We start from the raw sequence: 17,649 nt of genomic DNA on the forward strand, positions 1-17,649 counted from the left end.
TCGGCAAAGCCACCCAAACCCACCAGGGAGAAGCCACGAAACTTGACCGCCACCTGACCGCCGACCACCATCAGCCCGGGTCAATTCTCAGTGGAAATCCAGGGTCAGTTCTTCGCGGAAATCAACACGCACGGTATATGAATACGTGTGACCGCTTTCCCCTCGGGGCAGAAAGGCTCTAGGCTCGACGCCATGAACTGGTCCCTGCCGCTGGTCTCCAGCCACATCGCCGTGCTGATCGGCTATCTCCTCGGCTCGATCCCGTTCGGGCTGATCCTGACGCGGCTTGCCGGCACGCAGGACATACGCTCGATCGGCTCGGGCAATATCGGCGCCACCAATGTGCTGCGAACCGGCCGCAAGGGGCTGGCTGCGGCCACCCTGCTCGGCGACGCGCTCAAAGGCACGGTGGCGGTGCTGCTGGTCGGCCGTCTCTACGGCTTCGAGGGCGCGCTGCTCGGCGGGCTGGGTGGCTTCATCGGCCATGTCTTCCCGGTCTGGCTGCGCTTTCGCGGCGGCAAGGGGGTGGCGACCTTCCTCGGCGTCACGCTCGGCCTCGCCTGGCCCTGCGCGCTGGTCTTTGCGGCGCTCTGGCTCGGCACCGCCTTCGCCGCGCGCTATTCCTCGCTGGCCGCGCTCGTCGCCTCGCTCGGCACCGCGGCCAGCGCCTTCTTCCTTGCGCCAACGCCGGTGGGCGTGCTGCTTAGCGTGCTCGCCGCGCTGCTGTGGATCATGCACCGGGCCAACATCGCCCGTCTGCTGGCCGGAACCGAGAGCCGCATCGGCAGCAAGGGCTGAGCGGTGGCGGGGCGCGGGGTTCAGCTCGACGAGACACAGCGCCGCGACTGGCTTCGCCTGATCCGCACCGAGAATGTCGGCCCGCGCGCCTTCCGCAATCTGGTGAACCGCTTCGGCGGCGCGGCTGCGGCGCTGGAAGCGTTGCCCGCCATGGCGCGGCGGGGCGGCGGGCTGTTTCCCCCGCGCATCCCGTCCGTCTCGGAGATCGAGGCGGAAATGGAGGCGCTCGCGCGGCTCGGCGGGCGCTTTATCGCGCTGGGCGAACCGGACTACCCGGCCCTGCTGCGCGAGATCGACGATGCCCCGCCGCTGATCGCGGTGCGTGGCCGCCTGCCGCTGCTCAATCGGCCGACCGTCGGCGTGGTCGGCTCGCGCAACGCCTCGGGCGCCGGGCGGACCATGACGGCGCGGATCGCGCGCGGTCTCGGCGAGGCCGGCTGGGTGGTGGCCTCGGGGCTGGCGCGCGGCATCGACACCACCGCCCATGAGGCCAGCCTCGCCAGCGGCACCATCGCCGTCATCGCTGGCGGGCAGGACCGGCCCTATCCGCGCGAGAACGAGGCCCTGATGGCGCGCATTGCCGAAGAGGGGCTGGTGCTCACCGAAATGCCGATGGGCTGGGAGCCGCGCGCCCGCGATTTTCCCCGCCGCAACCGGCTGGTGTCGGGCTTGTCGCTCGGCATCGTCGTGGTCGAGGCGGCGGAGCGCTCCGGCTCGCTGATCACCGCGCGGCTCGCCGGTGAACAGGGGCGCGAGGTGTTCGCCGTACCCGGCTCGCCGCTCGATCCGCGCGCGGGCGGCGCCAACGCGTTGATCCAGCAGGGCGCCGGGCTGGTGACCAGCGCGCGCGACATCATCGAGGCGCTCGCGCCGCTGCGCGAGCATCTCGGCGCACGATCGATGGAGGAGCCGGCAGGCGAACTAGCCGACGAGGAGCCGAGCGAGGATACGCGCTCGCGCATCGTCACGCTGCTCTCGCCCTCGCCAATGAAGGTCGACGATCTGGTGCAGCTTTCCGGCGCGAGCGTCGCCGAGGTGCTGATCGTGCTGCTGGAGATCGAGTTGGCCGGCCGGCTGGAGCGTCACTCGGGCGGCAGCGTTTCCCTGCTGTGACCGTCCGACGCCACTGAGGCCGCCTCCTCGCGCGCCATCTCCAGGAGATAGCGCAGCACAGGCAGGCTGGCGGCGTCGGCCATTTCGGCCAGTTCACCGGCGAGTGAGGCGATGTAATGCGCCGTGTCGCGCGCACCATTCCGCCGGTCGCGAAGGGGGTCGGTCAAGGTCGACTCGTCGCTGTCCAAGGATGGCGAAACGCTAACATCGAAACCAGCCACAATCTATCAGTGGTTTATTCGGCGGCCATAAAAAACACCAGAAGTTGTAATTTCGCACGATTCATCCCGATTGACCGACACTCCAGCCGCCCTGCGGCAGCTTCCCCGCCTGTCGGATGCCCATCCCGCGGGCAGCGGAACCGATTGCCCATTTGACAGGGCGTGAAGGCTACCCCATTTTCCGCCCTCTTCCGGGGGACGGGCCTCTCTTTCAAGGACACGGCGGGCGCATGCAGGTCGTCATCGTCGAATCGCCTGCCAAGGCGAAGACGATCAACAAATATCTGGGTTCGGACTACGAGGTCATCGCCTCGTACGGCCATGTTCGCGATCTTCCGGCCAAGGATGGCTCGGTGGACCCCGAGCAGGATTTCCGCATGCTGTGGGATGTCGATCCGAAGGCGCAGAAGCGCCTGTCCGACATCGCGAAGGCGGTGAAGGCGGCCGACGGCCTGATCCTCGCCACCGACCCCGATCGCGAGGGCGAGGCGATTTCCTGGCATGTCCTGGAAATCCTGAAGGAGAAGCGCGCGCTCAAGGACCAGCCGGTCTCGCGCGTGGTGTTCAACGCCATCACCAAGCAGTCGGTGCTGGAGGCGATGAAGAACCCGCGCCAGATCGACGCCGCGCTGGTCGACGCCTATCTCGCCCGCCGCGCGCTGGACTATCTGGTCGGCTTCACCCTGTCGCCGGTGCTGTGGCGCAAGCTGCCCGGCGCCCGCTCGGCGGGGCGCGTGCAGTCGGTGGCGCTGCGCCTGGTCTGCGACCGCGAGCGCGAGATCGAGACCTTCGTCAAGCGCGAGTACTGGTCGATCGCCGCGACGCTGGCGACGCCGCGCGCCGAGACCTTCGAAGCGCGCCTCACCGGGGCGGACGGCAAGAAGATCACCCGGCTCGACGTCGGCACCGCCGAGGAAGCCGCCGATTTCCGCAAGGCGCTGGAAGCGGCGGACTATGTGGTGCGCTCGGTGGAGGCCAAGCCCGCCCGCCGGCACCCCTACCCGCCCTTCACCACCTCGACCCTGCAGCAGGAGGCCAGCCGCAAGCTCGGCCTCGCCCCGGCGCAGACCATGCGCATCGCGCAGCGGCTCTATGAGGGCGTCGATGTCGGCGGCGAGACCGTCGGCCTCATCACCTATATGCGTACCGACGGCGTCGACATGGCGCCGGAAGCGGTCGCGGGGGCGCGCAGCGTCATCGGCCGCGACTATGGCGCGCGCTATGTGCCCTCCGTTCCGCGCAAATACACCACCAAGGCCAAGAACGCGCAGGAAGCGCACGAGGCGGTGCGCCCCACCGACCTGTCGCGCCGCCCGAAGGATGTCGTGCGCCATCTCGAACCCGAGCAGGCGAAGCTCTATGAGCTGATCTGGCTGCGCACGGTCGCGAGCCAGATGGAATCGGCCGAGCTGGAACGCACCACGGTCGAAATCGAGGCCAAGGCCGCCGGCCGGGCGCTGGAGCTGCGCGCCACCGGCTCGGTCATCAAGTTCGACGGCTTCCTCACCCTCTATCGCGAGGGGCAGGACGATGCCGCCGAGGGCGACGACGACGAGAATCGCCGCCTGCCCGCCATGTCGTCCGGCGAGAGTCTGGCGAACAAGGGCATCAAGGCCGACCAGCACTTCACCGAGCCGCCGCCGCGCTATTCCGAAGCCTCGCTGGTCAAGCGCATGGAAGAGCTCGGCATCGGCCGGCCCTCGACCTATGCCTCGGTGCTCGCCGTGCTGCGCGACCGCGAATATGTGAAGCTCGACAAGCGCCGGCTGGTGCCCGAGGACAAGGGCCGGCTGGTCACCGCCTTCCTGCAGAGCTTCTTCGACCGCTATGTCGAATACGACTTCACCGCCGATCTGGAGGAGAAGCTCGACCAGATTTCCGCCGGCGACCTCGACTGGAAGCAGGTGCTGCGCGACTTCTGGGAGAACTTCGCCGCCGCCATCGGCGAGACCAAGGATCTGCGCGTCTCCGAGGTGATCGAGCGGCTCGACGAGTTGCTGACCGCTCACATCTTCCCGCCGAAGGAAGACGGCAGCGACCCGCGCCTGTGCCCGACCTGCGGCACGGGGCGTCTCTCGCTCAAGGTCGGCAAGTTCGGCGCGTTCATCGGCTGCTCGAACTATCCCGAGTGCAAATACACCCGCCCGCTCGCGGTTCAGGGCGAAGGCGACGGCGACGGAGCCGCCAATGGCACCCGCGTGCTGGGCACCGATCCGGTCACCGGGCTTGAGGTCACGGTGCGCGACGGGCGCTTCGGCACCTATCTCCAGCTCGGCGAGGGCAAGGACGGCGAGAAGCCCAAGCGCTCCAGCCTGCCCAAGGGGCTGGCCCCGGCGGATGTCGATCTGGAGACCGCGCTCGCCTTGCTCTCTCTGCCGCGCGAGATCGGCCGCCACCCCGACACCGGCGAACCCATCCTCGCCGGCATCGGCCGCTTCGGCCCCTATGTCCAGACCGGCAAGACCTACGCCAATCTCGACAAGGGCGACGACGTGCTCTCGGTCGGCCTCAACCGGGCGGTCGCGCTGATCGCGGACAAGCAGAACAAGGGACCGGGACGCGGGCGCGGCGCCACGGGGGGCCGCGAACTCGGCGAGCATCCCTCGCTCGGCGGGCCAGTTACGGTGCGGCCCGGCAAGTTCGGCGCCTATGTCAGCCATGGAAAGGTCAACGCCACCCTGCCCAAGAGCATGGACCCGGAACAGGTCACGCTCGAACAGGCCGTGGAGCTGATCACCGCCAAGGCCGCCTCGGCGCCCGCCAAGCCCGCGCGCCGTACGGCGGCGAAAAGCGCGGACAAGCCCGCCGCGCCCCGCAAGGCACCGGCGGCCAAGAAGACCACCAAGACCGCCGCCGAGAAGAAGCCGGCCACGAAGAAGGCCAAGAGCGCCGAATAAGCGAAGCAGCTGAGATACGGCGGGGCGCCGGTGAACTGGCGCCCCGCCGTCACTCGCTGAGCGGGGGCGGCGTGCTGGAGCGCAGCGGGCGCTCCTCCATCGCGATCATGCCGGCGAGCGACAGCACCAGCGCGCCCGCCGCCGCGATGAACACCCAGCGGAACGCATCCGCCAGCGGCCCCGTCGTGGCCTGACCGTCCAGCATCCGCTCCAGTATCTCGTGGCCTTGCAGACCCGACATGCCGATCACGATGGCGCCGAAGCCGGCCGTGATCACCGCGCTGCCGAGCGAGCGGAAGAAGTTGATCACGCCCGTCACGATGCCGAGCTGTGGCATCGGCACCGCGTTCTGCACCGAGACCGTGGCCAGCGGCAGCACCGTGCCGAGCCCGATGCCGGTCAGCGCCAGCACGCCGCCCAGCACCGCGACCGGCAGCCCCGCCGGCATCAGCGCCAGCACGGCGAGCGAGGCGATGCCCATGGTCAGCCCGACCAGCGGGATGCGCTTGTAATGCGTCAGCCGGCCCATCAGCTTGCCGCTGCCAGTGGCGCCCACCACCACGCCGGCCATCAGCGGGATCAGCGCGAGGCCCGACTGGCTGGCGCTGAGGCCGAGCACGCCTTCGAGATAGAGCGGCAGTTCGATCGACAGGCCCACCAGCGTGCCCATGGCGAAGGCCGCCGACACCACGCCGGTGCGCACCACACGGTTGGACAGCACGGCCAGCGGCAGCAGCGGCTCGGTGGTCGAGACCAGCCGCAGCCCGAAGCCGACCCACAGCACCACCGACGCGCCCAGCAGGCCGAGGATGGGCGCTGAGCCCCAGGCGAAGCGCACCCCGCCCCAGCTCAGCGCCAGCATCATCGCGATGGTCGCCGCGCACATCAGCAGCGCGCCCACCACGTCGAGCCGGTGCGGATGATGATGCGCCGGCAGCTTTGTGAGCGCGCGAAAACTCATTGCCGCCGCGACGAGGCCGAGCGGAACGTTGATCCAGAAGATCAGCGACCAGTGCAGATGCTCGGCGAAGAAGCCCCCGAGCACCGGCCCGGCGATCGAGGAGGTGATGAACACGGTGGCGAAATAGCCCTGGTAGCGTCCGCGCTCGCGCGGGGCGACCATGATGCCGATGATGATCTGCGCCAGGGCGATCAGCCCGCCGCCGCCCAGCCCCTGCACCGCGCGCGCCAGGATCAGCCACAGCATGTTGGGCGCCACCGCGCACAGCACCGAACCGACGAGGAACAGCCCGATGCTGCCCATCAGCACCGGACGCGGCCCGTGGATGTCGGCGAGCTTGCCGATCAGCGGCGTGACCGCCGTGCCGGTCAGCAGATAGGCCGTCACCACCCAGGACAAGCTTTCGAGGTCGCGAAACTGGACGCCGATGGTCGGCAGCGCCGTGGCGACGATGGTCTGGTCGAGGGCACTGAGGAACATGGCGAGCATCACGCCGGTCAATACCGACCGAATCTCCTCGTGCCCCAGCACAGGAGAGCCGGGTTGCTCGGAACGCGCATCCATCCGTTGATTCTTTCTGTCGCGGCTGCCCCCGCGCGGGCGGCAAAATCGGCGCTCGGGCGAGGAAATGCAAGTGGATACGCCGATACCGCGCTCCGGGGGTGGCGAAGACGGGAGGCTGACGCGAGGAGGTCGACGCCGGGCCGGGATGGGTCTAGCGTCGCCACGACCCATCCGATGGACGAGGAATCGTGCGAAAGCCCGTCAGACCGAAAGTGAAGAAGCCCCCGGCGCCGCGTCTGAAGCAGGGCCTGCCCTCGCGCGAAGATCTGATCGCCTTCATCTCGTCCCATGGCGGCGATGTCGGCAAGCGCGAGATTTCGCGCGCCTTCGGCCTCGACGGCTCGGATCGCATCGCGCTCAAGCAGATGCTGCGCGAGCTGGCGGACGAGGGCATCGTCGGCACCAAGCGCCGCAAGCTGCATCTGCCGGGCGCCCTGCCCGCCGTGGTGATGGCGGAGGTGATCGAGCGCGACGAGGACGGCGAACTGATCGCCACCCCCATCGACTGGGACGAGGAGGAACACGGCGCGCCGCCGCGCATTCTGGTGCGCCTTGCCCGTCGCGGCCGCCTCGCCGGCCCTGCCCCGGCCATCGGCGACCGGGTGTTGCTCAAGACCGAGGAAATTCCCGAGGCCGACGGCGTCATCCGCCACAATGGCCGCGTGCTCAAGCTGATCGAGAAGGCGCGCGCGCTCACGCTCGGCATCTATCGGCGCGACCCGAAGGGCGATGGCGGCCGGCTGATCCCGGTCGACAAGCGCAATATGGGCCGCGAGCTCGCCATTCCCCCCGGCGCGGAAGGCGGTGCCGAGGATGGCGACCTGGTGTCGGTGGAGATTCTGCGTCACCACGCCTATGGCCTGCCCACCGCCAAGGTAAAGGAGCGGCTCGGCTCGCTCGCCACCGAGAAGGCGGTGAGCCTGATCGCCATCCACGCCCACGGCATTCCCAGCGTGTTCCGGCGCGAGGCGCTGGCCGAGGCGGAAGCCGCCAAGCCCGCCACACTGTCCGGCCGCGAGGACTGGCGCGACCTTCCCCTCCTCACCATCGACCCGCCCGACGCCAAGGACCATGACGACGCGGTGCACGCCGCGCCGGATGACGACCCGGCCAATGCCGGCGGCTTCATCGTCACCGTCGCCATTGCCGATGTCGCGGCCTATGTGCGGCCCGGCACCGCGCTCGACCGCGAGGCGCTGGTGCGCGGCAACTCGGTCTATTTCCCCGACCGCGTGGTGCCGATGCTGCCCGAGCGCATCTCCAATGACCTGTGCTCGCTCCGCCCGGACGAGGATCGCCCGGCGCTGGCCGTGCGCATGGTGATCGGCCCGAACGGGCGCAAGAAAACCCACTCCTTCCACCGCATCATGATGCGCTCGGCTGCCAAGCTCGCTTATGCGCAGGCGCAGGCCGCCATCGAGGGCCGCGCCGACGAGGCGGCGGAGGCGCTGGTGGAGCCGGTGCTGCGCCCGCTCTATGCCGCCTATGAGGCGGTGAAGAAGGCGCGCGACGCCCGCTCGCCGCTGGAACTCGACCTCCCGGAGCGCAAGATCCTGCTCACCCCCGAGGGCACCGTCGACAAGGTGGTGATCCCCGAGCGGCTCGCGGCGCACAAGCTGATCGAGGAGTTCATGATCCTCGCCAATGTCGCCGCCGCCGAGACGCTGGAGGAGAAGCAGACCCCGCTGATCTACCGGGTGCACGACCAGCCCTCGATGGAGAAGATGCTGTCGCTGCGCGAGTTCCTGCAGACGCTCGACATCAAGATGGCGAAGACCGAGACCGTCCGCCCCGCGCAGTTCAACGAGATTCTGGCGCGGGTCGAGGACACGGAGATGGCGCCGCTGGTCAATCAGGTGATCCTGCGCTCGCAGGCGCAGGCGGAATACGCCAACGAGAATTACGGCCATTTCGGCCTGCACCTGCGCCGCTACGCGCATTTCACCTCGCCGATCCGCCGCTATGCCGACCTGATCGTGCACCGCGCGCTGATCCGGGCGCTGCATTTCGGCCGCGACGGCCTGCCGGACGGCACCACGCCGGAGGGCCTCGCCGAGACCGCCGCCCGCATCTCGGCGAGCGAGCGCCGCGCCATGGCGGCCGAGCGCGAGACCATCGACCGGCTGATCGCCCATCACATGGCCGAGCAGATCGGCGCCACCTTCAAGGGCCGCATCGCCGGGGTGACGCGGGCGGGACTTTTCGTCGCGCTCGACGACACCGGCGCGGACGGTTTCATCCCCGCCGCCACGCTCGGGCAGGATTATTACCGCTATGACGAGACCCGCCACGCCCTGATCGGCGAGCAGACCGGCGAAATGCACCGTCTCGGCGATCCGGTGGATGTCAAGCTGGTCGAGGCGGCGCCGGTCGCCGGCGCGCTGCGGTTTGAGCTTCTGAGCGAGGGGCGCTATGTACCCGGGGGCAAGCGGCCCATGCGCGGCCGGCGCGGCGACGGGCCGGTGCGCGCGCGCCAGGCCCAGCGCCCCACGCCGCCCTCTCGCCGCGGTCCGCCGCGCGGCAAGCGCAAGTAGCGGCACGCGCGAATAGACGCCCTCCTGCGGGCGGGAAGGATGACATGACCATGGCGCAGATGCCCCCGAGGTCGATCGGCATGGCGATGATGAACGGCCTGCGCCTGCGCTGCCCCGCCTGCGGCGAGGGCAAGCTGTTCTGCGGCTATCTCAAGGTCAACGAGCATTGCCCGTCCTGCCATGAGGAACTGTGGCACCAGCGCGCCGACGACGCGCCGCCCTACATGGTCATCACCCTTGTCGGCCACATCGTGGTGCCGCTGCTACTGGCGGTGGAGATGGCGTTCCGCCCGGCGATCTGGATCCACCTCGTGACCTGGCTGCCGATGACGCTGGTGCTGTGCCTCGTGCTGCTGCCGCCGGTGAAGGGGGCGCTGATCGGCTATCAATGGGCGATGCGCATGCACGGCTTCGACCCGGCCGACCCGGAGCGCGAACCGACGCCGCCGAGCCGGCGCGACCTGCCCAAGGCCAGCCAGCCCGCGGGTGCCCGCCCGCTATGACCCTCACCGAAAGCCCGAGCCTTCCCGATCCCGCCCTCGGCACCCATCCCAATCTCCGCCCCGCCGACGCCGCGACGCTGATCCTCGTCGACCGCTCGCAGCGCGCGCCGCGCCTGCTGCTCGGCCGGCGCAATGCCCGGCAGGCCTTCATGCCCGGCATGTTCGTGTTCCCCGGTGGCCGGGTCGAGGCGCAGGACCGGCAGATGCCGGTGTTCGGCATGCTCGACGAGGTGACCGAGCGCCGGCTCAATGCCCGCGTCTCCCGCCCCAGCGCCAGCCGCCCCCGCGCCCTCGCGCTCGCCGCCATTCGCGAGACCTGCGAGGAAACCGGCCTGCTGCTCGGCACCACCGACGCCGGCGCGCCCGAGACCGCCGCTGCCGGCTGGTCCGCCTTCGTCGAGGCCGGCGTCTATCCCGATCTCGAAGCCCTGACCTTCGTCGCCCGCGCCGTCACCCCGCCACGGCACTCCCGGCGCTTCGATACCCGTTTCTTCATGGCGGAGGCGAGCAACATCGCCCATCGGCTGGAGGGCGTGGTCGGCCCGGATTCCGAATTCGTCGACGTGCAGTGGATGACCTTCGCACAGGCCCGCAAGGCCGAGGTGCCCGCCATCACCCTCGCCGTGATCGAGGAGATCGAGACCCGGCTGGAGCGCGGCAACAAGCCGTGGCTGCCCGTGCCGTACTTCTTCTCGCGCAACGGACGCTTCCACCGCGAGACGCTGGACTAGCCACGCGCGAGGGCCTAGAGCAGCGGGGCGTGCCGGCCGAAGCGCCGCCACGATGGGTTCAATCGACTGTGTGATAATACTTTTCGCGTCCGCCCACCGCGGTGCGAAAGGGCGCTCCGCGTGATCGCGACAGCATCACGCTCACGTCCAGGTGCCTTTCCATGCATGCCTCCGCTTCCTCGCGCGGCGTCGACATCGGCTCGATCTCCGCCGCGATCGCCGCCATCTCCATCGTCGGCTTCGGCCTGACGCTCTCGATCCCGCTGCTCGCCATCGAGCTCGACCAGCGCGGCATCTCCAGCACCTGGATCGGGGTGAACACCGCGTTCGGCGGGATCGCGACCATCGTCACCGCGCCGTTCCTGCCGCGGCTGGTGCGGCTGCTCGGTGCCGGTCCGCTGCTGATGGCGGCGATCGCGGCGGCGGCGCTCAGCCTGCTGGCGTTCAAGGTCACCGGCTCCTTCGCGCTGTGGTTCCCGCTGCGCTTCATCTTCGGCATGGCGCTGTGCGTGCTGTTCGTGGTGAGCGAGTTCTGGATCAACGCCGCCGCCCCGCCCGACCGGCGCGGCCTGGTGATCGGCATCTACGCCACCGTGCTCTCTGCCGGCTTCGCCGCCGGGCCGCTGGCGCTCGCCCTCGTCGGCACGCAGGGCTGGACGCCCTATCTCGTCGGCGCCGGCTTCTTCATGCTCGGCGCGATCCCGGTCCTGCTCGGCGCGTCCAGCGCGCCCGCCATCGAGAAGGACAGTGCGCGCGGCGTGTTCAGCCTGATGCGCATCGCTCCGGCGGCGACGCTCGCCGCCTTCATTTTCGGCGCGGTGGAAACCGGGCTCATCAACTTCCTGCCGCTCTATGGCCTGCGGCGCGGGCTGATGGAGGGCGAGGCGACGATCCTGCTCACCGTCGCCGAACTGGGCAATGTCGCGCTCCAGCTCCCGCTCGGCCTGCTGAGCGACCGCGTGGACCGGCGCAAGCTGCTGCTCGGCTGCGGGCTGGTCGGCCTTGGCGGATCGGCGCTGATTCCCTTCCTCGCCATCGACGGCTGGGCGATGTGGGGAGCCGTGTTCGTGACCACCGGCATCGTCGCCGGGCTCTACACGCTCGGGCTGGCCTTGCTCGGCGCGCGATTCGACGGCGCGGCGCTCGCCACTGCCAATGCCGCCTTCGTGATGCTGTACGCGGTCGGCCTCATCGTCGGCCCCACCGCGGTCGGCGCCGGCATGGAAGCGATGAACCCGGACGGATTCGCCTGGGTTCTGGCGGCGTTGCTGGGTTTCTACGTCGTGGTGGTGGCCGCCCAGATGGCGCGCGAGCGTTGAAATCGCGCCGCCTTCCTTGACAATCGGGCCGCGATCACGGATAGGAACGCGCAACGAGCGGCACGGATGCCGCGCGAACCCATAGATTTCGACGTGGCCTAGGCCACGCCTCCAGGAGAGCGGTCAATGGCCAAGGCAACGACCATCAAGATCCGGCTCGTGTCGAGCGCCGACACCGGCTTTTTCTACGTGACGAAGAAGAACTCGCGCACCATGACCGACAAGCTGGTCGTCAAGAAGTACGACCCGGTCGCGAAGAAGCATGTCGAGTTCCGCGAAGGCAAGATCAAGTGATCGCTTGATCGCCACGCTTTGAACGACGAAAGGCGCCGCGAGGCGCCTTTTTCGTTTTCGGGCTTGGTCGTTTCCGGCCGGCCGTTCAGCGTCGCTCAGTCCAGCGGCACGAACTGGCGCACCTTTTCCAGGAACTTCGCCACCGAGATCGGCTTGGACAGGTAAGCCTCGCAGCCGCCCTCGCGAATCCGCTCCTCGTCGCCCTTCATCGCGAAAGCGGTGACGGCGATGACGGGGATCGCCTTCAGCTCGGGATCGGCCTTCAGCCAGCGCGTGACGTCGAGCCCGGAGACTTCGGGAAGCTGGATGTCCATGAGGATGAGGTCGGGCCGGTGCTTGCGGGCAAGGTCCATAGCCTCCACGCCATTGCGCGTACCCAGCGTCACATAGCCGTGGGCCTCCAGCAGATCGTTGAAGAGCTTCATGTTGAGCTCATTGTCTTCCACGATCAGAACGGTCTTGGACATGAAGCGCTCGGCATGTGAGTCTGAAGAGGGAGTCGGGCACGCACCGTAGCGCAAACCCGTATAATCCTAGTGGCCCATTCCTTACGGAACCCCAAATGCTGAACCGTAAAAGCCGCCCTATCTCCACCGAGACCGCCGCCCGCGAGGTGGCGATGGGCGCCCTGCTCTATCTCGCCGGCGATCCCGAGCGCATCGGCCCCTTCCTCGCGCAGAGCGGGCTGGCACCTGGCGACCTGCGCGGGGTCGCCGGCCAGCCGGCCTTTCATGTCGCCGTGCTGGATTATCTGATCGAGCGGCAGGACCTCCTGATCGCCCATGCCGGGGAAGCGGGCATCGATCCGGGCCATGTGGTCGCCGCCCGCGAGATACTGGCCCATAAGGGCCACCGGGCGCTATGATCGCGCCTCACCATGACCCGCGAGCCCGCCTTCTGCCGTGATTGCCTGAAGGATGCCGGCGCCGCCCCGCGCTGCCCGCATTGCGGCAGCCCGCGCCTTGCGCGCCATGCCGAATTGCACACGCTGCACATCGCCCATATCGACTGCGACGCCTTCTACGCCGCGGTGGAGAAGCGCGACGACCCGGCCTTGCGCGACGTGCCGGTGATAATCGGCGGCGGCAAGCGCGGCGTTGTCTCCACCTGCTGCTATCTCGCCCGTGTGAAGGGCGTGCGCTCGGCGATGCCGATGTTCAAGGCGCTGGCGCTGTGCCCGGAAGCGGTGGTGGTGAAGCCGAACATGGCGAAATATGTCGCGGTCGGCCGGCAGGTGCGCGAGCGCATGCTGGCGCTGACCCCGCTGGTCGAGCCGCTCTCCATCGACGAGGCGTTCCTCGACCTCGCCGGCACCGAGAAGCTGCACGGCGCCTCCCCGGCCCGCTCGCTGGCGCGGCTCGCGCGCGAGGTGGAAGCGGAGATCGGCATCACCCTGTCGATCGGGCTCGCGGCCAACAAGTTCCTCGCGAAGATCGCCTCCGACCTCGACAAGCCGCGCGGCTTCGCCATCATCGGCCAGTCCGAGGCGGCGGCGTTCCTCGCCCCGCGCGATGTCGGCACCATCTGGGGCGTCGGCAAGGCCACGCAGGAGCGGCTCGCCCGCGAGGGCTTCCGCCTGATCGCCGACCTTCAGGCGGCCGACGAGGCGACGCTGATGCGCCGCTTCGGGGCGGAAGGGCTGCGGCTCGGCCGGCTGGCACGCGGCATCGATCCGCGCCCGGTGAACCCGGAGCGCGAGACCAAAAGCGTCTCGACCGAGACGACATTCGACAATGATATCCGTGACTTCCGCGAACTTGAGCAGACGCTGCACAAGCTCTCGGGCAAGGTGTCCGCGCGGCTGAAGGCGGCAGGCTTCGCCGGGCGCACCATCACGCTGAAGCTGAAGACCGCCGAGTTCCGGCTGATCACCCGCTCCCGCTCGCTGGAGGACCCGACCCGCCTCGCCCACCGCATCTTCGATCACGCCCGCGAGCTGCTGCGCCGCGAGGCGGACGGGCGGGCGTTCCGGCTGATCGGCGTGGGCGTGTCGGAACTCACCGACCCTGCATCGGCCGACCCGGACGATCTGGTGGACGTGCAGGCCACCAAGCGCAGCAAGGCCGAACTGGCGGCGGATGCGCTGCGCGCCCGATTCGGCCGCAGCGTGGTGGAGCACGGCATCGCGCTCGACGCCCCGCGCCGGCCGGGCGCCGGGCGCGAGAGCACCGACCGGCCCGCTATTTCGGGCACGCCTCCTGAGGCAGGGGCTCGTAGGAAGTGAGCGTGCCGCGCAGGGCGAAGTCGCCATAATCGAGCCGCAGCGCGCGGCTGACGCCGTTGTCGTAGAGGTCGAAGCTGATCACATAATCCGGCGTGGTCTCGGCCCCGCCCTTCTCGTAATAGCTGATGACCACCGGATAGCGGGTGCGCCCGGCGAGGTCGCCCTTCGCCGCGCTCGCCTCCAGACCGTCGCTGCCGGTCAGCGGCTTGCCGATCACCGAGAGCGTCTCGTAGATCTTGCGCGCGTCCGGCGAGCCGTCGAACACCGGCGCCTGCAGGATGGCGTCGCCGCGCGCGGCGGCGTCCAGCACTTCCAGCACGTGCTGGGTCGGCAGCAGCACGCCCTTGGCCAGTTCGATGGTCTCGACCTCCGGCTTGGTGGCCTTCACCACCAGCTTGCCGTCGCGCCGCTCGGCCACGCCGTCGGCCTCGTCCGGCCGCTCGCCATTCACGGTGTTGGTGACGCGGAAGCGGTAGGCATTGCCCTCGCCGTCCTCCCAGGTCGCGGTGGACAGCGCCGTGGAGAGGCGCCCGCCGCCCTCGGTGTCGAGGTCGGTGCTCTGGCGAAGCTGAATGGAATAGCCGGCGCAGGCACTGCCGCGCATCTCATAGACGATCTGCCCCTGCGCCGAGCTGACCCGCTTGGCAGCCTTGGCGGCGTCCAGCGAGATCGTATAGGTGGCGCGGTGCGGCGAAAGCTGGATCGCCGCCTGCGCGCCCGAGCCGGCGGACAGGCCCGCCAGCAGCAGCGGCGCGAGAGTGAAGGCACGAAAGGCGGTGGCCGCAGACATCAATACTCGCTCCCGAATGCCGGCCCGCCCGCTTGCGCGCGGGAGGCCGATCGGCCAAACATCACCAACCGAATATCCTGCAAAAACATGAGCCAAAGTTGGCGCCTGTCAACAGCGGCCCGCCTCGTGGAGAACCGAATGTCCGGCACCGTCGAAGCCAAACTCGCCACCCTCGGCATCACCGTCCCGGTCGCCAATCCGCCGGTGGCCAATTATGTGCCGACCGTGATCAGCGGCAACCAGCTCTGGATTTCCGGGCAGATCTCCGCCGCTGACGGCAAGCCGATCGCCGGCAAGCTCGCCACCGCCGACGACATCGCCCACGGCCAGACGGCCGCCCGCGCCTGCGCCATCAACCTCATGGCGCAGATGAAGGCCGCGCTCGGCGACCTCGACCGGGTGAAGCGGATCGTGAAGCTGGTCGCTTTCGTGAACTCGGCCCCCGACTTCACCGACCAGCCCAAGGTGGTGAACGGCGCTTCCGACCTGTTCGTCGAAGCCTTCGGTGATGCCGGCCGCCATGCCCGCTCCGCCGTGGGCGTGGCCGCCCTGCCGATGAATGTCAGCGTGGAAATCGACGCCGTCGTCGAATTCGTCTGATCCCCAGACTCATGAATGCCCCCGGCTGGCTCACCGCGCGCCCTGTCGCCCATCGTGCCCTGCACGATGCGGCGCGGGGCATCATCGAGAACACGCCCTCGGCGGTGGCGGCCGCGCTCGCGCGCAACTACGCCATCGAGGTGGACATCCAGCTCTCCGCCGATGGCGAGGCGCTGGTGTTCCACGACGATGATCTCGATCGCCTGACCCACGCCACCGGGCCGTTCCACGCGCTGAACGCGGCCGCGCTCAAGGCGGTCGAGATGCGCGGCACCGCCGACCGCATGATGACGCTGCGCGAGCTGCTGGATCAGGTCGCCGGGCGCGTGCCGCTGGTGATCGAGCTGAAAAGCCGGTTCGACGGCGACACGGCGGTGGCCGCCCGCGCGGCCGAGGTGCTGGCGGGCTATGACGGGCCGGCGGCGCTGATGTCGTTCGATCCCGATCTGGTCGCCGCCGTGCGCCGGTTCGCCCCGCATATACCGCGCGGCATCACCATGGAGCATCGCTATGACGATCCCGAATGGGACATGCTCTCGCCGGCCACCAAATTCGCGTGGGGCAACCTGCTGCACTTTCCGCGCACGCGGCCGGACTTCATCGCCCATTACGTGAAGGAGCTGCCCGCCACCGCGCCTTCGATCCTCAAGCGCGTCACCGGCCTGCCGATCCTCACCTGGACGGTCCGCAGCGAGGAAGACCGCCGCACGGCCGCGCGGCATGCCGACCAGATGATCTTCGAGGGCTTCACGCCCTGACGGCCGGAACGTCGCAATCGCGTGAGAAGGGCTTTCGCGCCGCGCCACCAGCGCGCACATTCACCTTCATGATCGCAGCCGCGCCTCCGCCCCTTGCCGACACGATTCCCGCATGAGCGACCCGACCTTCACCCTGCGCGTCGGGAGCGAGATCGCCCGGATTCCGGCTGCGGCGTGGAATGCGCTCGCGCGCAGCGGCTCGTGCGTCGGTTTAGATAATTCCATCAACCCGTTTATATCACACGAATTCCTGTCCTCTCTTGAGGAGTCGCGCTGCGTCGCGGCCGAGACCGGCTGGCTGCCGCAGCATCTGGTGCTCGAAGCGCCGGACGGGGTGGTGCTTGGCGTCTGCCCGGCCTATCTCAAGTCGCACTCGCAGGGCGAATATGTGTTCGACCATGGCTGGGCGGACGCCTATGAGCGCGCCGGCGGGCGCTATTATCCCAAGCTTCAGGTCAGCGTGCCCTTCACCCCCGCCACCGGCCCGCGCCTGCTGGTCGGCACCGGCGCGCCGGCGCAGACCGCCCGCCTTGCGCTCGCACAGGGGCTGAAGGCACTGGCCGGCATGCGTAACGCATCCTCGGTCCACGCGACCTTCCTCACCGAGGCGGATGCGGCCGCGCTGGAGGCGGAAGACTTCCTGCCCCGCATCGACCAGCAGTTCCACTGGACCAATAAGGGCTATGGCAGCTTCGAGGATTTCCTCGGTGAGCTGGCCTCGCGCAAGCGCAAGGCGATCAGGCGCGAGCGGCGCGAGGCGCTGGCGGACGGCATCGAGATCGAGGCGCTCACCGGCGCGGCGATCACCGAGGAGGCGTGGGACGCCTTCTTCCGCTTCTACATGGACACCGGCTCACGCAAATGGGGCCGCCCTTACCTCAATCGCCAATTCTACACGCTTATCGGCGAGCGCATGGCGGATCGCGTGCTGCTGGTCATGGCCCGCCGCGCCGGGCGCTACATCGCCGGGGCGATCAATTTCATCGGCGCCGACACGCTCTATGGCCGGCACTGGGGCTGCATCGAGGACCACCCCTTCCTGCACTTCGAGGTCTGCTATCATCAGGCCATCGACTTCGCCATCGCGCGCGGCCTCACCACCGTGGAAGCCGGCGCGCAGGGCGAGCACAAGCTGGCGCGGGGTTATCTCCCCGTCACCACGCGCTCGGCGCATTACATCGCCGATCCCGGCTTCCGCGAGGCGGTCGCGCAGTATCTCGTGCGCGAGCGGCGCCATGTGGAAAGCGCGGGCGAGGAACTGGCGGCGCTCGGCCCGTTCCACCGCATCCCGGACGAGGCGTGAGGGCGATCGCCGCTTGACCCCGGCCCGCCGGCTTGCCAT

At 69.1% G+C, this 17,649-nt stretch carries 17 protein-coding genes; 13 read left to right on the plus strand and 4 right to left on the minus strand.

Features of this window, described 5'->3' with window-relative positions; translation table 11 throughout:
* Positions 1-192: 192 nt before the first annotated feature.
* Both plsY and dprA read left to right on the plus strand, forming a co-directional pair.
* The gene (gene plsY, locus VRZ77_RS13160) at positions 193-798 is read left to right on the plus strand and encodes a glycerol-3-phosphate 1-O-acyltransferase PlsY (RefSeq protein ID WP_414593112.1); all 606 of its coding nucleotides are present in this window, start codon (positions 193-195) and stop codon (positions 796-798) included.
* Between the two features lie 3 nt (positions 799-801).
* The gene (gene dprA, locus VRZ77_RS13165; RefSeq protein WP_414593113.1) at positions 802-1,911 is read left to right on the plus strand and encodes a DNA-processing protein DprA; all 1,110 of its coding nucleotides are present in this window, start codon (positions 802-804) and stop codon (positions 1,909-1,911) included.
* Here dprA and VRZ77_RS13170 read toward each other — a convergent pair.
* Entirely contained in the window at positions 1,881-2,078 is a 198-nt protein-coding gene (locus tag VRZ77_RS13170; protein WP_414593114.1) for a hypothetical protein, read from the minus strand. The genes dprA and VRZ77_RS13170 overlap by 31 nt on opposite strands.
* Before the next feature lie 284 nt (positions 2,079-2,362).
* On the opposite strand from VRZ77_RS13170, the gene topA reads away from it, so the two are divergent.
* Entirely contained in the window at positions 2,363-5,029 is a 2,667-nt protein-coding gene (gene topA, locus VRZ77_RS13175) for a type I DNA topoisomerase (protein WP_414593115.1), read from the plus strand.
* A 49-nt stretch (positions 5,030-5,078) separates the two neighbouring features.
* Here the strand turns inward: topA and VRZ77_RS13180 are convergent, their stop codons facing one another.
* Complete coding sequence (locus VRZ77_RS13180; RefSeq protein ID WP_414593116.1) at positions 5,079-6,554, minus strand: MDR family MFS transporter; 1,476 nt, start codon at positions 6,552-6,554, stop codon at positions 5,079-5,081.
* Positions 6,555-6,766: 212 nt separating this feature from the next.
* On the opposite strand from VRZ77_RS13180, the gene rnr reads away from it, so the two are divergent.
* The 5 genes from rnr (at position 6,767) to rpmG (ending at position 11,935) form a co-directional block, all read left to right on the plus strand.
* Positions 6,767-9,088 carry a ribonuclease R gene (gene rnr / locus VRZ77_RS13185; RefSeq protein WP_414593117.1) on the plus strand — a complete coding sequence of 774 codons (2,322 nt, stop codon included), beginning with the start codon at positions 6,767-6,769 and terminating at the stop codon, positions 9,086-9,088.
* Positions 9,089-9,138: 50 nt separating this feature from the next.
* Positions 9,139-9,591, plus strand: a complete 453-nt coding sequence (locus VRZ77_RS13190; RefSeq protein ID WP_414593118.1) for a DUF983 domain-containing protein — start codon at positions 9,139-9,141, stop codon at positions 9,589-9,591.
* The gene (locus VRZ77_RS13195; protein WP_414593119.1) at positions 9,588-10,322 is read left to right on the plus strand and encodes an NUDIX hydrolase; all 735 of its coding nucleotides are present in this window, start codon (positions 9,588-9,590) and stop codon (positions 10,320-10,322) included. The genes VRZ77_RS13190 and VRZ77_RS13195 overlap by 4 nt, the downstream gene beginning before the upstream one ends.
* Positions 10,323-10,483: 161 nt before the next feature.
* Positions 10,484-11,641: an MFS transporter gene (locus VRZ77_RS13200; RefSeq protein ID WP_414593120.1), complete on the plus strand. Its 1,158-nt coding sequence runs from the start codon at positions 10,484-10,486 to the stop codon at positions 11,639-11,641.
* Positions 11,642-11,767: 126 nt separating this feature from the next.
* Positions 11,768-11,935 (plus strand): 50S ribosomal protein L33, encoded by a 168-nt coding sequence (gene rpmG, locus VRZ77_RS13205; protein ID WP_241616119.1) that lies wholly within the window; start codon positions 11,768-11,770, stop codon positions 11,933-11,935.
* A gap of 95 nt (positions 11,936-12,030) precedes the next feature.
* Here the strand turns inward: rpmG and VRZ77_RS13210 are convergent, their stop codons facing one another.
* Positions 12,031-12,402 carry a response regulator gene (locus VRZ77_RS13210; RefSeq protein WP_414593121.1) on the minus strand — a complete coding sequence of 124 codons (372 nt, stop codon included), beginning with the start codon at positions 12,400-12,402 and terminating at the stop codon, positions 12,031-12,033.
* A 95-nt stretch (positions 12,403-12,497) separates the two neighbouring features.
* Between VRZ77_RS13210 and VRZ77_RS13215 the strand changes: the two genes are divergently transcribed.
* On the plus strand, positions 12,498-12,800 hold the full coding sequence (locus VRZ77_RS13215) for a DUF3572 domain-containing protein (protein ID WP_414593122.1): 303 nt from the start codon (positions 12,498-12,500) through the stop codon (positions 12,798-12,800).
* Between the two features lie 12 nt (positions 12,801-12,812).
* Positions 12,813-14,159, plus strand: a complete 1,347-nt coding sequence (locus tag VRZ77_RS13220) for a DNA polymerase IV (protein WP_414593123.1) — start codon at positions 12,813-12,815, stop codon at positions 14,157-14,159.
* Here VRZ77_RS13220 and VRZ77_RS13225 read toward each other — a convergent pair.
* On the minus strand, positions 14,116-14,949 hold the full coding sequence (locus VRZ77_RS13225) for a cell envelope integrity EipB family protein (protein ID WP_414593124.1): 834 nt from the start codon (positions 14,947-14,949) through the stop codon (positions 14,116-14,118). The genes VRZ77_RS13220 and VRZ77_RS13225 overlap by 44 nt on opposite strands.
* Positions 14,950-15,087: 138 nt before the next feature.
* Between VRZ77_RS13225 and VRZ77_RS13230 the strand changes: the two genes are divergently transcribed.
* From VRZ77_RS13230 to VRZ77_RS13240, 3 genes are all read left to right on the plus strand, one after another.
* Positions 15,088-15,549 carry a RidA family protein gene (locus VRZ77_RS13230; RefSeq protein WP_414593125.1) on the plus strand — a complete coding sequence of 154 codons (462 nt, stop codon included), beginning with the start codon at positions 15,088-15,090 and terminating at the stop codon, positions 15,547-15,549.
* An 11-nt stretch (positions 15,550-15,560) separates the two neighbouring features.
* Positions 15,561-16,307, plus strand: coding sequence for a glycerophosphodiester phosphodiesterase family protein (locus VRZ77_RS13235; RefSeq protein WP_414593126.1), 747 nt, complete (start codon positions 15,561-15,563; stop codon positions 16,305-16,307).
* A 112-nt stretch (positions 16,308-16,419) separates the two neighbouring features.
* Complete coding sequence (locus VRZ77_RS13240) at positions 16,420-17,610, plus strand: GNAT family N-acetyltransferase (protein WP_414593127.1); 1,191 nt, start codon at positions 16,420-16,422, stop codon at positions 17,608-17,610.
* Positions 17,611-17,649: the final 39 nt, after the last annotated feature.

Source organism: Ancylobacter sp. G4_0304, from assembly GCF_047501495.1.
Taxonomy (GTDB): Bacteria; Pseudomonadota; Alphaproteobacteria; order Rhizobiales; family Xanthobacteraceae; genus Ancylobacter.

Excerpts from the sequence above, each read along its gene's own strand:
- VRZ77_RS13190 (WP_414593118.1), top strand. The coding sequence starts at position 9,139 with ATGGCGCAGATGCCCCCGAGGTCGATCGGCATGGCGATGATGAACGGC.
- rpmG (WP_241616119.1), top strand. The coding sequence starts at position 11,768 with ATGGCCAAGGCAACGACCATCAAGATCCGGCTCGTGTCGAGCGCCGAC.
- VRZ77_RS13210 (WP_414593121.1), bottom strand. The coding sequence starts at position 12,402 with ATGTCCAAGACCGTTCTGATCGTGGAAGACAATGAGCTCAACATGAAG.
- VRZ77_RS13230 (WP_414593125.1), top strand. The coding sequence starts at position 15,088 with ATGTCCGGCACCGTCGAAGCCAAACTCGCCACCCTCGGCATCACCGTC.
- VRZ77_RS13240 (WP_414593127.1), top strand. The coding sequence starts at position 16,420 with ATGAGCGACCCGACCTTCACCCTGCGCGTCGGGAGCGAGATCGCCCGG.
- VRZ77_RS13200 (WP_414593120.1), top strand. The coding sequence starts at position 10,484 with ATGCATGCCTCCGCTTCCTCGCGCGGCGTCGACATCGGCTCGATCTCC.
- VRZ77_RS13235 (WP_414593126.1), top strand. The coding sequence starts at position 15,561 with ATGAATGCCCCCGGCTGGCTCACCGCGCGCCCTGTCGCCCATCGTGCC.
- VRZ77_RS13215 (WP_414593122.1), top strand. The coding sequence starts at position 12,498 with ATGCTGAACCGTAAAAGCCGCCCTATCTCCACCGAGACCGCCGCCCGC.
- VRZ77_RS13225 (WP_414593124.1), bottom strand. The coding sequence starts at position 14,949 with ATGTCTGCGGCCACCGCCTTTCGTGCCTTCACTCTCGCGCCGCTGCTG.
- topA (WP_414593115.1), top strand. The coding sequence starts at position 2,363 with ATGCAGGTCGTCATCGTCGAATCGCCTGCCAAGGCGAAGACGATCAAC.
- plsY (WP_414593112.1), top strand. The coding sequence starts at position 193 with ATGAACTGGTCCCTGCCGCTGGTCTCCAGCCACATCGCCGTGCTGATC.
- VRZ77_RS13195 (WP_414593119.1), top strand. The coding sequence starts at position 9,588 with ATGACCCTCACCGAAAGCCCGAGCCTTCCCGATCCCGCCCTCGGCACC.
- VRZ77_RS13220 (WP_414593123.1), top strand. The coding sequence starts at position 12,813 with ATGACCCGCGAGCCCGCCTTCTGCCGTGATTGCCTGAAGGATGCCGGC.
- VRZ77_RS13180 (WP_414593116.1), bottom strand. The coding sequence starts at position 6,554 with ATGGATGCGCGTTCCGAGCAACCCGGCTCTCCTGTGCTGGGGCACGAG.